Below are 13018 nucleotides of genomic sequence, written 5' to 3'. Positions count from 1 at the left end.
GGTACCATGACCGAACGTGTCGCAACGACGCCGGGAATCTTTCCCCTTCCTGATTGGGCGAAAGACGACCTCTCCGACGTGAAAGGACACCAGAAAGACGACCTCATCTCCGGCGACGAAGGGCCGGAACTCACGGAGATATACGACGAGGCCCGCGCCGAAGTCGTAGCGGTACAGCAGGACGCCGGACTCGACCGTGTCGTGGAGGGACAACTGCGCTGGGACGACATGCTCGCACACCCGCTCGCGGTTCACGATTCGGTGGAGACGCGCGGTATCGTCCGCTACTACGACAACAACAACTTCTACCGCGACCCCGTTGTGGTAGACGAACTCACCTTCGACGGCGACGTGGCGTCGGAACTGGCGGCAGCGACCGAACTCACCGACGATTTACAGGCGGTTCTTCCCGGTCCGTACTCGCTTGCCGACCTCGCAACCGACGAGTTCTACGGCGACGACGAGGAGTTCCTCGCGGGGGTCGCCGATTTCTTGGCGGGCGAGGTGGAGGCGTTCCCCGAAGTCGAGACGCTGTTCCTCCTCGAACCGTCGCTCGTGACGAACCCACCCGGCGATGGGACGGACGCTCGCGCCAGCGAGGCCATCGACGCGGTGGTCAACGCGAGCGACGCCGAGGTCGTCGTTCACACGTACTGGGGTTCGCTCGACGAGAAGGTGCACGCGCACCTGCTCGACGCCGATGTAGACGCGGTGGGGTACGACCTCGTCAACGACCACGAAGGGACGCTGCACAACGTCAACGAGTACGGGACGAAAGACTCGGTCGCGCTCGGTCTCGCGGACGGGCAGAACACGCTGGTCGAGTCGCCGAAGACCATCGCAGAGCGCGTCGAGTGGTTCGAGGAGAACACGCCGGTGAACGAGTTCGACACCGCCTACCTCACGACGAACACGGAGCCGTTCTACCTGCCGTACAACAAGTTCGAGGCGAAACTCGCGGCGCTGGCCGAGGCGGCGCAGGTACAGGAGGTGAAAGCATGAGCGGCGAGATTCCGGAGGAATCCCGAGACGCCGAGCGAGAGGGAACTTCACGCGAGCAGAGCGACGTTCGTGACCAGTTCCGTCCCGCAGACCACGACAACGAACACTTCATCCTGACCACCGTCGTCGGAAGCTACCCCAAACCGAAGTGGGTGGACAGAGTGCGCGACCTGTACGAAGACGACGAGGCTGACTTCGACGAGAAAGCGTTGCAGGAGGCACAGGACGACGCCTCGCGGCTCGTCACCCGTGAACACGAGCGCGCGGGCCTCGACGTGGTGGTCGATGGTGAGATGCGGCGCAACGAGATGGTCGAGTTCTTCGCGCACCGCATCGAGGGCTACGAGTTCAACGGCCCGGTGAAGGTGTGGGGCCACAACTACTTCGACAAACCGAGCGTCGTCTCGGAAGTCGAGTACGATGAGACGTGGCTGGTGGACGAGTACGAGTTCACGAGCGAGGTGGCGGAGCGCCCTGTGAAGGTACCGATCACCGGACCGTACACGCTGGCGAGTTGGAGTTTCAACGAAGCCTACGACGACGAGGAGTCTTTAGCTTACGACCTCGCCGACCTCGTGAACGAGGAGATAGAGAAACTGGTCGACGCCGGCGCGCGCTACATCCAGATCGACGAACCTGCGCTGGCGACGACGCCGGACGACCACGCCATCGTCGGGGAGTGTCTGGAGCGCATCGCGGACGGAATCCCAGACGACGTGTACCTCGGCCTGCACGTCTGCTACGGCGACTACTCGCGCATCTACCCCGAAATACTGGAGTTCCCGGTGGACGAGTTCGACCTCGAACTCGCCAACGGCGATTACGACCAACTGGACGTGTTCCGCGACCCGGAGTTCGCGGCGAACCTCGCGCTCGGCGTGACGGACGCCCACGACGCCTCCGTCGAGAGCGTCGAGGAGATCAAGGCGAACATCCGCAAGGGCCTCGAAATCGTCCCGCCGGAGCGACTGACCGTGAGTCCCGACTGCGGGCTGAAGCTCCTGCCGCGCGAGGTGGCCTACGGGAAGATGGCGAACATGGTGCGGGCCGCGCGGGAGGTCGAGGCGGAGTTGGATTCCGGAGAACTCGAAGTCGGCCGCGAAGTCGTCAGCGCGGACGACTAGCGCGAGCGACCGGCGAAGCAACGTTTGAAGAACGGTCTATTTCGGAGATGCCACAGTTTTTCGCCTGCTAGCTGCTCGCGTGGAGCGCAATCCCGGCAGTTTTTATTACCCGGGGGCGTAGGTGGGGCTAGACTGGGCAACTCGCGGGTTTGCGGCCCCGCCGCGCGCGAGTGCTGGACCGACGTGCTGTAAGACGCCGGGGTCTGACGCTCGCGGCCCCGCGAGAGTTTCAGTGAGCAACGCAACCGTCACGCCGCGTGGCATTTCAGTGCTCAAGGAAAGCAAACTATGGAAATCGAAATCGCAACAATCGGCGGCTACGAAGAAGTTGGACGGCAGATGACTGCCGTGCGCGCAGGTGACGACGTGGTAATCTTCGACATGGGTCTGAACCTGTCGAAAGTACTGCTTCACGACAACGTGGAGACCGAGAAACTCCACAGTCTCGACCTCATCGACATGGGCGCGATTCCGGACGACCGGGTCATGTCCGACCTCGAAGGCGACGTGAAAGCCATCGTCCCCACGCACGGTCACTTGGACCACATCGGGGCGCTCAGCAAACTGGCTCATCGGTATAACGCGCCCATCATCGCCTCGCCGTTCACTATCGAACTGGTGAAACAGCAGATCCAGAGCGAGGAGAAGTTCGGCGTCGAGAACGACCTCGTGAAGATGGAAGCCGGGGAGACGACCCAGCTGAGCGATAACGTCGAACTGGAGTTCGTGAACGTCGCTCACTCCATCATCGACGCCATCAATCCCGTCGTTCACACGCCCGAGGGCGCTATCGTCTACGGACTCGACAAGCGCATGGATCACACGCCCGTGCTCGGCGACCCAATCGACATGAATCGGTTCCGCGAAATCGGACGCGAGGGCAACGGCGTCCTCGCGTACATCGAGGACTGTACGAACGCGGGTCGGAAGGGTCGCACGCCGAGCGAGGCGGTCGCTCGCCGTCACCTGAAAGACGTGCTCTACAGCATGCAGGACTACGACGGTGGCATCGTGGCGACCACGTTCTCCAGCCACATCGCCCGCGTGACGAGCCTCGTCGAGTTTGCGCAGGATATCGGGCGTACTCCGGTTCTGCTCGGACGCTCGATGGAGAAGTACTCGGGAACCGCGGAACGCCTGAACTTCGTGGACTTCCCTGAGAACATGGGTATGTTCGGCCACCGCAAGTCGGTCGACCGAACGTTCAAGCGCATTATGAAGGAGGGCAAGGAGAACTACCTGCCCATCGTGACCGGCCACCAAGGCGAACCGCGCGCGATGCTGACCCGGATGGGTCGCGGCGAGACGCCGTACCAGCTCGAGGACGGCGACAAGGTCATCTTCTCCGCGCGAGTCATTCCGGAACCGACGAACGAGGGCCAGCGCTACCAGTCCGAGCGTCTACTGAAGATGCAGGGTGCGCGAATCTACGACGACGTGCACGTCTCCGGCCACCTCCGCGAGGAGGGACACTACCAGATGCTCGACACGCTCCAACCGCAGAACGTCATCCCGGCCCACCAGAACATGAGGGGGTACGCGCCGTACGTCGACCTTTGTGAGAGTCGAGGTTACCGTCTCGGCCGAGACCTCCACGCCTCGCGGAACGGTAACCTCATCCAGCTGGTTGATTGACATGACTGACGCGAGCACGGAACTACGCGAAGAACTCGTCACGCAGACGGTCGAACAGCGCCGCGAGCTAGTCAACGAGGCCATCGAAGAGGAACTTCCCATTGTCGAACCGGAGCGCCTCTACGAAGCGTCGCGGTATCTGCTCGACGCGGGCGGGAAACGCCTTCGACCGACGGTTCTCCTGTTGGTCGCGGACGCGCTGGCGGACGTCGAACCCATGTCGGAAGTCTACCGGAAGTTCCCGGCGCTCGACGGGACGGAGGTGGACGTGATGGCCGCCGCGGTGAGCATCGAGGTTATCCAGTCGTTCACGCTCATCCACGACGACATCATGGACGACGACGACCTGCGCCGCGGCGTTCCGTCGGTTCACCGTGCTTACGACACCGAGACGGCGATTTTGGCCGGAGACACCCTCTACTCGAAGGCGTTCGAGATCATGCTCGAAACTGACGCCACGCCGGAGCGGTGTGTCGGCGCGCTCGACGTGCTCGCATCCACCTGTACGAAGATCTGCGAGGGACAGGCGCTCGACGTCGCGTTCGAGAAACGACCCGACGTACTCCCCGAAGAGTATCTCGAGATGATAGAGAACAAGACCGCCGTACTGTACGGGGCGGCGGCGACCGTTCCGTCCGTCTTACTGGGTGCCGACGAGGAGACCTCGGAGGCGCTCTATCGGTACGGCATTGACGTTGGCCGGGCGTTCCAGATTCAGGACGACGTGCTCGACCTAACCGTACCGAGCGATAAACTCGGCAAACAGCGCGGCAGCGATCTCGTGGAGGACAAACAGACCATCATCACGCTCCACGCACGCAAGCAGGGCGTCGACGTGGATTCGCTGGTCGAAGCCGACGAAGTCGGCGACGTGAGCGAAGCGGAGATCGAAGAGGCGGTTCAGCAACTGGAAGACGCAGGAAGCATCGATTACGCGAAAGGGAAAGCGCAGGAACTCGTCCAACGCGGGAAGGACCACCTCGACGTGCTGCCGGAGAACGAGTCGCGCCACCTGCTCGAACAGATCGCGGACTATCTCATCGAACGCGGTCACTGACCGCGACGACTGATTTTTTGTGTGGCGAAAGTGACATCTCACCGGTTGCTATTGGGATGGATCGCGTGGTCGGGGAATGCTTACGTCGGCAGCGTTGAATATCTTCTTCGCTCCTCGGCTTTGACTTTCTCCTTTTCGCCGACACCGTCGGGTGACGTCGAGTCGCAAAAATTGCACCGCGTCGATGAGCCGAATTAGTTAGCGGCGGTCGTCATTATCGTCATCTTCGACTTCCTGTTCGATCCTTGCTCTTGCTCCTGCTCAACACCGTCGTCATCGCCATTAGATTGTGCTGCAACAGGACCCGCGAGACCGCCGACGAGCACGGTCGTTACTAACACGAACGCCATCAAGACTCGTAGTGTCTGTTTCAAGAAAATGAAACAGACACTACGAGTTTTCTTTCTCCCGGCGGCCCTGACTACCCCCATGAAAGGCGCACTCAAGCCCTGGAGTGGGTAGCTAGCGCCGCCACCGACTCCATCTCCGAGGTTTGTATTCAACCCAAAGAATCGTTGAGAGTGTTTGAAACGCCGTGGAGAGAACCAATTTCCGGTTAGAAACCCACCCGGATTGAATGATCACTACTGTCCACCTCCTAATACGGAACGGGAAAGCGGATATCGCGACGACTGAAACGTAAATATCCTGTCTGATACTCCAGTAGCGGTTCAGTATATGATTCGTTCATCGTTCACGCCTGTTTTCATGTAAGCTACGCTCTTTGTGTTCTGTTTAGGTTCCGCCGTATAGTCATCGGTGAATAATCAGGGATAATCGACGACTAACCGCGTATAATAGTTGTTACCAGGAGTATCGCTGATGTAACCAGTACTATCCACCGTAATGCTGCCGGCCAAGTGTCCGCTAACCGTGAAATAATCACGGTAGTCGGCGGCAAAGCGTTCTGGTGACGCATCCTATAATCAGATAATCATTCTAGGGTTTGGCATTTGTCGCTTGCGTACCGGATTCGACCTTATAGATGCTCGCGTTCGAGCCACATGCAGTCTTTGAGCTGACGGAGGATCCCCCGGATCATCGAGTCTGACGGCATGGACTCGTCCGGCAGGCGGAATGCGCCCTGTTCGTGGGCAAGAACGATCGCTTCTGAAGCGACGTAGACCGCTCGATGCCGCACCATCACCCTAAACACTCCCGTGAACCTTTCGGACCCGCCGTCCATGAACTACTTGATCGTTTGTTTTTTGTCTCAGTCGACAAGGAATTGTTGGCGGCGAAGATGAGAGGCGAAAGTAGCAGTGACCGCTCCGCAACCGTACTGTTTTCCGTTCATATCCGCTTGCTTTCGTTTACTAAAATAACTCCTCCAACTGCTCACCAGCGTACCAAATTCGGCCTTCAGGATGCTCGCGTTCGAGCCATCCGCTCTCTTCGAGTTGACGGAGAACCTGTCGAATAGTGCTGTTCGACGGAGGATTCTCCGGAAAATGAAGTCGCTCTTTGAGATCCGGGAGGCGGAACTCCCCCTCGTCTTGTGCTATGAGTATGGCGGTCAGGGCTATCTTTGTTGCTCGGTGCTCGGTCATCGGTGGAATACGAGAGGGATAGAAAAATAAGTATGCGGAACTTGTCATTCCCATACGGTCATCCTATCATCAACTGGCTTATGGGGCCGACGCTCGTGGTTCGCGTTCCACGCCTGGAGGATAATCGTACTTCCTCGGTGCTCAAGCGAGCGACCGAAACGAACAAAAAGCGAGATTTTTCACCCCGACTCCCAAAACCACCGATAATGGACGACGAGTTACGCGCCCGAGTCGATACGGAGGCGGAAAAACATGCGCTGTTCAACGCGCTGAAACACGACAGCGACGCCGATGTAGGGGCCATCATGGGGTCACTTATGGGCGAGAACCCCGAGTTCCGCGAGCACGGAAACGAGGTTCCGGGAGTCGCGGGGAAGGTCGTCGCGCAGGTGAACCAGTTGGACACCGACGAGCGCAGGGAACGCCTCGCCGAGCTCGACCCGGAACTGGTCGAAGAACTCGACGCCGAAGACGAGGAGGACGAGCGGGTGCTCCCCGACTTGCCGAACGCCGAGGAGTACGACCAGATTCGGATGCGCTGTGCGCCGAACCCGAACGGACCGTGGCACATCGGCCACGGGCGGATGCCCGCCGTCATCGGCACGTACAAAGACCTCTACAACGGCTGGTTCCTCGTCCGATTCGACGACACCGACCCGGAGACGAAACGGCCCGACTTGGACGCCTACGACGCCATCCTGGAGGACATCGAATATCTCGGCTTCGACCCCGACGAGGTCACGAAAGCCAGCGACCGCCTCGAACTCTACTACGACCACGCCCGCGACCTCATCGAGAAGGGTGGCGCGTACACCTGCTCCTGTTCGGGCGAGGAGTTCTCGAATCTCAAGAACGACGCGAAGCCGTGCCCGCACCGCGACAAAGCTCCCGAGATGACGCTGGAGGAGTTCGAGGATATGGTCGCCGGGGAGTACGAGTCGGGCGAGATGGTGCTCCGGGTGAAGACCGATATCGAGCACAAGAACCCCGCCCTGCGCGACTGGGTCGCCTTCCGAATCGTCGACACGCCGCACCCCCGGCCCGAGGCATCAGAGTATCGATGCTGGCCCATGCTCGATTTCCAGTCCGGCATCGACGACCACCTCACCGGCGTGACGCACATCATCCGCGGCATCGACCTGCAGGACTCCGCAAAGCGCCAGCGGTTCGTCTACGACTACTTCGGCTGGGAGTACCCCGAAACCATCCACTGGGGACACGTGCAGGTGGACGAGTACGACGTGAAGATGTCCACCTCGACCATCGCCGAACTCATCCGAAAGGGCGAACTCGACGGCTGGGACGACCCGCGCGCGCCCACGCTCCAGAGCGTCCGAAAGCGAGGCATCCGCGGAGAGGCCATCACCGAAGCGATGGTCGAACTCGGCACCTCCACGAGCAACGTCGATCTGGCGATGAGCACGGTCTACGCCAAGAACCGCGACCTCGTGGACGACGTGGCACCCCGCTACTTCCTCGTCCGCGACGGCGTGGAGTACCCCCTCGTCGGCGAGCATCCCGAGGCCGCCGAACCGCCGGTTCACCCCGACCACGAGGACAGGGGCACGCGCCGCATCCCCGCCAGAGACGCGGTGCTCATCGAATCCGGCGATATCCCCGACCACGGCGAGCGCGTCTGGCTGAAGGGGCTGGGCTGTTTCAGGCACACCCGCGACGCCCTCCAGTACACAGGCGACGACATCGACGCGGTTCGAGAGGAGGGCGTGGACGTCATCCACTGGGTGCCCGCCGAGGAGAACGTCCCCGTTCGAATGCGGACGATGGACGGCGACGTAAACGGTCTCGCGGAGCCGGAGTTCGTGGAGACCGACGCGGACGACGTGGTGCAGTTCGAGCGCGTTGGATTCGCCCGCGTGGATAGACACGACAAGGACGAGACGGTCACCTACTTCGCACACGAATAACACCACTCGAATCCCGCTTTTCACTCGACTCGACCGACCACGCGGCCGCGAGGACGAACTCGCCGGGGAAGGGTAGGCGTGCCTCGGCGGATGAAGGGCGAGGAGGAGCGACCGAAGGGAGCGACGACCGAGGGCTTCGTTCATGTGTCCTAACGATAGTCTGAGTCGAACTATCGAATACAGCAGTTTGCTCCTCGAAAGTCACTAGAGTGAGTTAGACGATAGCTGATGCTTGCACACATGAGTGAAGCCCTCACTCGCTTCGCTCGTTCGCCCTTCATCCGCCAAGGGAACCGCCCCGCCCTGCCCTTCCCCGACGAACGCGGAACTAGCCACTGCGGCGAGTTCTGCGTTCTTGGCCGTGGGTGAAGTCGGGAAGCAAAACGACTCGAAAATACCCGTCTCGCTACTTCCATTCCACGTCTTCTAGCGGTTCGGCCACGACGCCGTCCCGTCGGGCCAACACCCTCGCATGGCCGGTGCAGACCGCTCGATTCTCGGCCCACGGGATGTGCAACCGAACCGCCGCTTCGTTCTCGCAGTCGTCTTCGGCGCACTCCATCGCCCGGAGAGAGGGGTTCGTCCCTAATCGGTGTACCGCCTCGCTTCCTCGCGCGCGGCCCTATTTCCGTACAGTTCCACGAGGGGCCGAAACGCCGTCCCCAGCGCGCGCATTGCCTCTCCGGGCGAGTGGTAACCGAGTTCGTCCGCGACGGCGGGCCACCTCCGTGCCTGCAACACTTTCCGTACCAGCAGGCGCTCCTGCTCAGGCGAGAGCGCGTCGGCGTCGGAGTCGTCCGGGTTCACGAAGTGTTTCACGACCAGTTGCCGGAAGGGGGCCGGCCCGTGGTCGAACTGCCCCGGACCGTGGGCGCTGGCGGCGACTAGTCGCCACTCCCAGTCGGAAAGCGAGGGCGAGACGGGTATCTCGGTCGCTCGTAGTGCTTCCCGCACCACGTCCGGTTTCGCGTCGGCGAGCGCGTCCGATAGCACCGAAGCGATTCGGCCCGCGAACCGCCGGGCGTGGCGGTCGTACAGGTCGCGGCCCGCGTCAGAGATGGGGGTGAGCATCAGCGCGGAGTACTCCCCGCTGGCGTCGTTGCGCGTAGTCGAGAGCTGGACGGTGCGGTAGCCGTTCTCGCGCCAGAATCGGAGCAGTTCGGGGGTCGCGCCGAACCCCGTCCCGAGCCAGTCGAAGTGCGAAAACTCCCGCCGAATCTCGCCGAGCAGGCGCGACCCGAGGCCCGACGAGCGGACGGCGTGGTGGGTGGCGATTCGCATGATGCGCATCCCCTCTGGAACCCCCGCGTCGAAATCGCGCAGTTGCGTCGTGAGCACGTCCGGGAGCATGTTGCCCTTCACGCGCCCGCCGTCGTACATGTGCTCGCGCACGTCGACCGGGAGATTTCCTTCGCGGGCGAGCAGTGCGACGCTGACGACGTGGCCGTCCCGAGAGAGCGCTCGCACTTCGACGTTCGGCGCGTCCAACAGTCGCGCGAGATCCGCCGGCTCGGTTCGGTAGTGCGCGAGGACTAGCAGGCCGAACGTCTCGCGCAGGAGGTTCTCGTCCGTAAGTAGGTCGTCCGCGCCGAGCGCTCGGTACTCGACCTCCTCGGGAGTCGCGTCCGCCACGAGAGGTTCGACTGCGGGGCGAGCGTCGAGCGCAAGCGCGCGGAACGCCCATACTTCCACCGGGTCGCCCGGCGCGTAGCGAATCGGTTCGACCATGCTCACGTCGGTCACGTCGTGGTCGCTCTCGGCGAGTCGGTCGCGGAATCGCACGGAGAAGCCCCGTCCCGCACCTTCGTAGCCGTGAACGGTCGTCGTGAACGCGACGCGCGGGAAATCCAGAAATCGTTCCAGCAGGCGAACCGAGAGCGCGGCGGCCTCGTCCACGAGCACCACGTCGGCGTCGGCTTCGACCGCCGCGGTCGGTTTCTCGAACCGGACGACGCCGCCCGACGTCGACGAAATTCGCGTGGGCGGGTCGCGGTCAATTCCCGCGAGTTCGTCCAGCGAGTCGAGCACCGCGCTAGCGCGGACGAACATCTCGCGGGCGCTTCGATAGCTCCGGGACGTCACGAGCACGTCGTCGCCGTCCGCGGCGAAACATCCGGCCGCGATTCCGGCGGCGCTCGATTTCCCCCGCCCGCGATCCGCCTCCACGACGACCGCCCGCTCGTGCTCGCCGTACTCGTCGCATTCGCCGCGTTCTTGTTCATCTCGTCCTCGTTTTCGGAGATTTTCGAAGGCGCGAACCGCCACCATCTGGTCGTCGGTGAGACAGGCTTCGTAGGCGATTCGCGGGAAATCGTGGTTCGGAAGGTCGCGCCCCTGCGACGTTACTCTCGGTGGAGGGTGTGTCAGCCCGTCCATCTTGGTCGTTCCCGAGTCTACGTCGACGATGGCAACACCGGGATGAGCGCGGAGCGTGGCGACGAACCGTCGTCGGAAGTGTCCGGTCACGTCTTCGATTTCGAACGGCGCCACCGCCAGCGTCTCGTCGAACTCGTCCCGCTGAGCGGGCCACGAATCAAGCGGCGGCGCGAGCAGGACGAACAGGCCACCGCCGTCGACCGCGCCGACGACCCGCCCCAGTGCGTTCGGCTGGAGCTCGTCGTGTGCGTCGAAGACGACCGCATCGCGGGTCGTACCGAGCAAGGTTCCGGCACGGTGCTGCGTGACCCGCTCGCAGTCGAGCGTGCGCCGAGGGCCGACCTGTACGGTTTTCGACCGGGGAATCTCCGCCGCGTCGAGCGCGCGTCGGGCGGCGTCGTATCCCTCGCTCCGGTCGCCTGCGAGGACGAGCAGCCGACGCTCGTTCGACTGCCGGGCTTCCTCTCGCAGGGCGGTCGCCACCGACGCTACGTCCATACTCGGATTTAGAAAGGGCGTCGCAAGGATGTTTCTCTTCGGTGTGAAGAGGTCAGGAGTCGTGGCGAGGTGGGGTCAGGTGATGGCGCCAGACCCACTCGCGCTTCGCGGGGACCTCGCCATTTAGGGCGACATCGTCATTAGTTAAATGTTTTCTGGCGACGACTGTATCTCGTCTCGAAAGCGAACCACCGTCGGTTCCCGGCAGTTCTTGGCAGTCACCCGGCGAGCGTCGCTCCGGCGTAGATGGAGACGACGAGGAAGAGCCAGACGGCGTCCACGAAGTGCCAGTACATCGAGACGGTGGTGACCGAGGTGTCCCGCTCGGCGTCGTACTGCCCGAATAGTGCGCGGGCCAGCAGAATCGTCATGAGGACGACGCCGAGCGTGACGTGCAGGCCGTGGAGTCCCGTCAACCCGAAGAAGGCGCTCCCGAAGATACCGGACGTGAGCGTGAAGCCCTCGTGAGTGATGAACTCGTAGTATTCGAACACCTGTCCGCCGAGGAATATGACGGCCAGTGCGACGGTCAGGGCGAGGAGGCCGACGAACCGGCGTCGATTTCCTCCTAACAGGGAGGTGTGTGCGAAGTGCAGGGTGAAACTACTGACGACGAGGATGAGCGTGTTGGCGAGGACGAGCGAGTTCAGCAAGGGCGGGATGGTCTGCCCGGTCGGGGGCCACGCGCCCGTTCGGATGAAGAAGTAGTAGACGAATCCCGCGCCGAAGGTCGTCACTTCGGTTCCGAGAAACAGTATCATCGCCCAGCGGAGTTTCGTTCCGCCAACCGCCTCGCGGCTCCAGTAGTGGTCGACGAAGCCGTGATATAGCCAGCCATAGATGCCGACGAGAAAGACCACCGTGCTCACGACGAAGACGATGGGGCCGTACATCGGCGGGACGTAGTCGTTCGCACCTTGGCTCAGAACGTACAGCCCCGCCCCGGCGTACAGCCCCGCCGCACCCAGCGCCGAGACGAACGGCCACCACGACGCTTCGCCGAATCCTCTCGGCCAGTCGTCCGTCGCTGGATGGTGTCTGTGCTCCCGTTCTTCCAATTCTCCCCCACTCATGGCACCGGGTACGGGTCGAATAGACAAAACCGTCATTCGGATTCGTCGGAGGCGTTCCGGTCGGTAATTTGCCGCGTAGGAGGTGAAACGTTTTTGTCACCGTTCCGTCTCGTCTCCGGTATGCCCGGCCCCGTCTTTCTCGAGGGCGAACGAGTCGAACTCCGCGTGACCGAGCGAGAGGATATTGACCTCCTCCAGCGAGTGCGAACCGACCCAGAACTCCGAACGGCGATGACGTTCACCGAACCGCAGACCCGCGAACAGGTCGAGGAGTTCTACGAGAACACCATCTCCACGGACAACGGCGACTCGAACTTCGTCGTCTGCGTCGATGGCGAACCGGTCGGCGAGGCGAACCTGTTTCGGGTCGAAGCCGACCACGGCGAGATCGCCTACTGGCTCGACCGGGACGCACGCGGTGAGGGGTACGCCACGGAGGCGGTGTCGCTCCTGCTGGACTACGCCTTCGACACCCGGGGTCTCCACCGGGTCGTCGCCAAGGTCGTGGATTTCAACGACGCGTCGCGAGCGCTCTTGGAACGACTGGGATTCGAAGAGGAAGGACGGTTCCGGGAACACATCTTCTTGCGCGGCGAGTATCGCGACGTATCTTTTTTCGGTCTACTACGTGAAGGGTATTCGTCAGGTATCTGGTGAAAGGAAACGCTCGAAATCGCCCGACTCAGTGGCGTGCGCCAGCGTAGCACTCCGTCGTCTATTTGAAAGCGTTTTTATGGGGGCATATTCTACTGATGGGTACAACCTGTGCGGGGTTGAT

Annotated in this window: 14 protein-coding genes; 7 read left to right on the top strand and 7 right to left on the bottom strand. The window is 62.1% G+C overall.

Going from position 1 to position 13018, the window contains the following annotated elements:
* Positions 1-6 precede the first annotated feature (6 nt).
* Positions 7-1002: a 5-methyltetrahydropteroyltriglutamate--homocysteine methyltransferase gene (locus LIW51_RS07065; RefSeq protein ID WP_227376496.1), complete on the top strand. Its 996-nt coding sequence runs from the start codon at positions 7-9 to the stop codon at positions 1000-1002.
* Positions 999-2126, top strand: coding sequence for a methionine synthase (locus LIW51_RS07060; RefSeq protein ID WP_227376495.1), 1128 nt, complete (start codon positions 999-1001; stop codon positions 2124-2126). The genes LIW51_RS07065 and LIW51_RS07060 overlap by 4 nt, the downstream gene beginning before the upstream one ends.
* Before the next feature lie 105 nt (positions 2127-2231).
* Here LIW51_RS07060 and LIW51_RS07055 read toward each other — a convergent pair whose 3' ends face one another.
* Complete coding sequence (locus tag LIW51_RS07055) at positions 2232-2390, bottom strand: hypothetical protein (protein WP_227376494.1); 159 nt, start codon at positions 2388-2390, stop codon at positions 2232-2234.
* 24 nt (positions 2391-2414) lie between these two features.
* On the opposite strand from LIW51_RS07055, the gene LIW51_RS07050 reads away from it, so the two are divergent.
* Positions 2415-3761, top strand: coding sequence for a ribonuclease J (locus LIW51_RS07050; protein WP_227376493.1), 1347 nt, complete (start codon positions 2415-2417; stop codon positions 3759-3761).
* A 1-nt stretch (position 3762) separates the two neighbouring features.
* Positions 3763-4818, top strand: coding sequence for a geranylfarnesyl diphosphate synthase (gene idsA3 / locus LIW51_RS07045; protein ID WP_227376492.1), 1056 nt, complete (start codon positions 3763-3765; stop codon positions 4816-4818).
* A 194-nt stretch (positions 4819-5012) separates the two neighbouring features.
* Here idsA3 and LIW51_RS07040 read toward each other — a convergent pair whose 3' ends face one another.
* The 3 genes from LIW51_RS07040 to LIW51_RS07030 form a co-directional block, all read right to left on the bottom strand.
* Positions 5013-5168 carry a hypothetical protein gene (locus LIW51_RS07040; protein WP_227376491.1) on the bottom strand — a complete coding sequence of 52 codons (156 nt, stop codon included), beginning with the start codon at positions 5166-5168 and terminating at the stop codon, positions 5013-5015.
* Between the two features lie 629 nt (positions 5169-5797).
* Positions 5798-5962, bottom strand: coding sequence for a hypothetical protein (locus LIW51_RS07035; RefSeq protein WP_227376490.1), 165 nt, complete (start codon positions 5960-5962; stop codon positions 5798-5800).
* Positions 5963-6134: 172 nt separating this feature from the next.
* Positions 6135-6368, bottom strand: coding sequence for a hypothetical protein (locus tag LIW51_RS07030; protein WP_227376489.1), 234 nt, complete (start codon positions 6366-6368; stop codon positions 6135-6137).
* 206 nt (positions 6369-6574) lie between these two features.
* Between LIW51_RS07030 and LIW51_RS07025 the strand changes: the two genes are divergently transcribed.
* Positions 6575-8293: a glutamate--tRNA ligase gene (locus LIW51_RS07025; protein ID WP_227376488.1), complete on the top strand. Its 1719-nt coding sequence runs from the start codon at positions 6575-6577 to the stop codon at positions 8291-8293.
* 228 nt (positions 8294-8521) lie between these two features.
* Positions 8522-8662: a hypothetical protein gene (locus LIW51_RS07020; protein WP_227376487.1), complete on the top strand. Its 141-nt coding sequence runs from the start codon at positions 8522-8524 to the stop codon at positions 8660-8662.
* Positions 8663-8699: 37 nt separating this feature from the next.
* Here LIW51_RS07020 and LIW51_RS07015 read toward each other — a convergent pair whose 3' ends face one another.
* The 3 genes from LIW51_RS07015 to LIW51_RS07005 form a co-directional block, all read right to left on the bottom strand.
* Positions 8700-8855: a DUF8014 family protein gene (locus LIW51_RS07015; protein WP_227376486.1), complete on the bottom strand. Its 156-nt coding sequence runs from the start codon at positions 8853-8855 to the stop codon at positions 8700-8702.
* A 23-nt stretch (positions 8856-8878) separates the two neighbouring features.
* On the bottom strand, positions 8879-11167 hold the full coding sequence (gene tmcA / locus LIW51_RS07010; protein ID WP_227376485.1) for a tRNA(Met) cytidine acetyltransferase TmcA: 2289 nt from the start codon (positions 11165-11167) through the stop codon (positions 8879-8881).
* 218 nt (positions 11168-11385) lie between these two features.
* Complete coding sequence (locus LIW51_RS07005; RefSeq protein ID WP_227376484.1) at positions 11386-12240, bottom strand: cytochrome c oxidase subunit 3; 855 nt, start codon at positions 12238-12240, stop codon at positions 11386-11388.
* Positions 12241-12360: 120 nt separating this feature from the next.
* On the opposite strand from LIW51_RS07005, the gene LIW51_RS07000 reads away from it, so the two are divergent.
* Positions 12361-12897 (top strand): GNAT family N-acetyltransferase, encoded by a 537-nt coding sequence (locus tag LIW51_RS07000; RefSeq protein WP_227376483.1) that lies wholly within the window; start codon positions 12361-12363, stop codon positions 12895-12897.
* Positions 12898-13018 lie beyond the last annotated feature (121 nt).

It is taken from the genome of Haladaptatus halobius (assembly GCF_020618475.1).
In the GTDB taxonomy this organism is placed as follows: domain Archaea; phylum Halobacteriota; class Halobacteria; order Halobacteriales; family Haladaptataceae; genus Haladaptatus; species Haladaptatus halobius.
The sequence above is the reverse complement of the archived record's forward strand: the minus strand, read 5'-3'. Positions and strand labels throughout refer to the sequence as shown.

What these genes read in the sequence shown, in the direction of transcription:
- LIW51_RS07065 (WP_227376496.1), top strand. Translation starts at nt 7, where the DNA reads ATGACCGAACGTGTCGCAACGACGCCGGGAATCTTTCCCCTTCCTGAT.
- LIW51_RS07060 (WP_227376495.1), top strand. Translation starts at nt 999, where the DNA reads ATGAGCGGCGAGATTCCGGAGGAATCCCGAGACGCCGAGCGAGAGGGA.
- LIW51_RS07055 (WP_227376494.1), bottom strand. Translation starts at nt 2,390, where the DNA reads ATGCCACGCGGCGTGACGGTTGCGTTGCTCACTGAAACTCTCGCGGGG.
- LIW51_RS07050 (WP_227376493.1), top strand. Translation starts at nt 2,415, where the DNA reads ATGGAAATCGAAATCGCAACAATCGGCGGCTACGAAGAAGTTGGACGG.
- idsA3 (WP_227376492.1), top strand. Translation starts at nt 3,763, where the DNA reads ATGACTGACGCGAGCACGGAACTACGCGAAGAACTCGTCACGCAGACG.
- LIW51_RS07040 (WP_227376491.1), bottom strand. Translation starts at nt 5,168, where the DNA reads ATGGCGTTCGTGTTAGTAACGACCGTGCTCGTCGGCGGTCTCGCGGGT.
- LIW51_RS07035 (WP_227376490.1), bottom strand. Translation starts at nt 5,962, where the DNA reads ATGGTGCGGCATCGAGCGGTCTACGTCGCTTCAGAAGCGATCGTTCTT.
- LIW51_RS07030 (WP_227376489.1), bottom strand. Translation starts at nt 6,368, where the DNA reads ATGACCGAGCACCGAGCAACAAAGATAGCCCTGACCGCCATACTCATA.
- LIW51_RS07025 (WP_227376488.1), top strand. Translation starts at nt 6,575, where the DNA reads ATGGACGACGAGTTACGCGCCCGAGTCGATACGGAGGCGGAAAAACAT.
- LIW51_RS07020 (WP_227376487.1), top strand. Translation starts at nt 8,522, where the DNA reads ATGCTTGCACACATGAGTGAAGCCCTCACTCGCTTCGCTCGTTCGCCC.
- LIW51_RS07015 (WP_227376486.1), bottom strand. Translation starts at nt 8,855, where the DNA reads ATGGAGTGCGCCGAAGACGACTGCGAGAACGAAGCGGCGGTTCGGTTG.
- tmcA (WP_227376485.1), bottom strand. Translation starts at nt 11,167, where the DNA reads ATGGACGTAGCGTCGGTGGCGACCGCCCTGCGAGAGGAAGCCCGGCAG.
- LIW51_RS07005 (WP_227376484.1), bottom strand. Translation starts at nt 12,240, where the DNA reads ATGAGTGGGGGAGAATTGGAAGAACGGGAGCACAGACACCATCCAGCG.
- LIW51_RS07000 (WP_227376483.1), top strand. Translation starts at nt 12,361, where the DNA reads ATGCCCGGCCCCGTCTTTCTCGAGGGCGAACGAGTCGAACTCCGCGTG.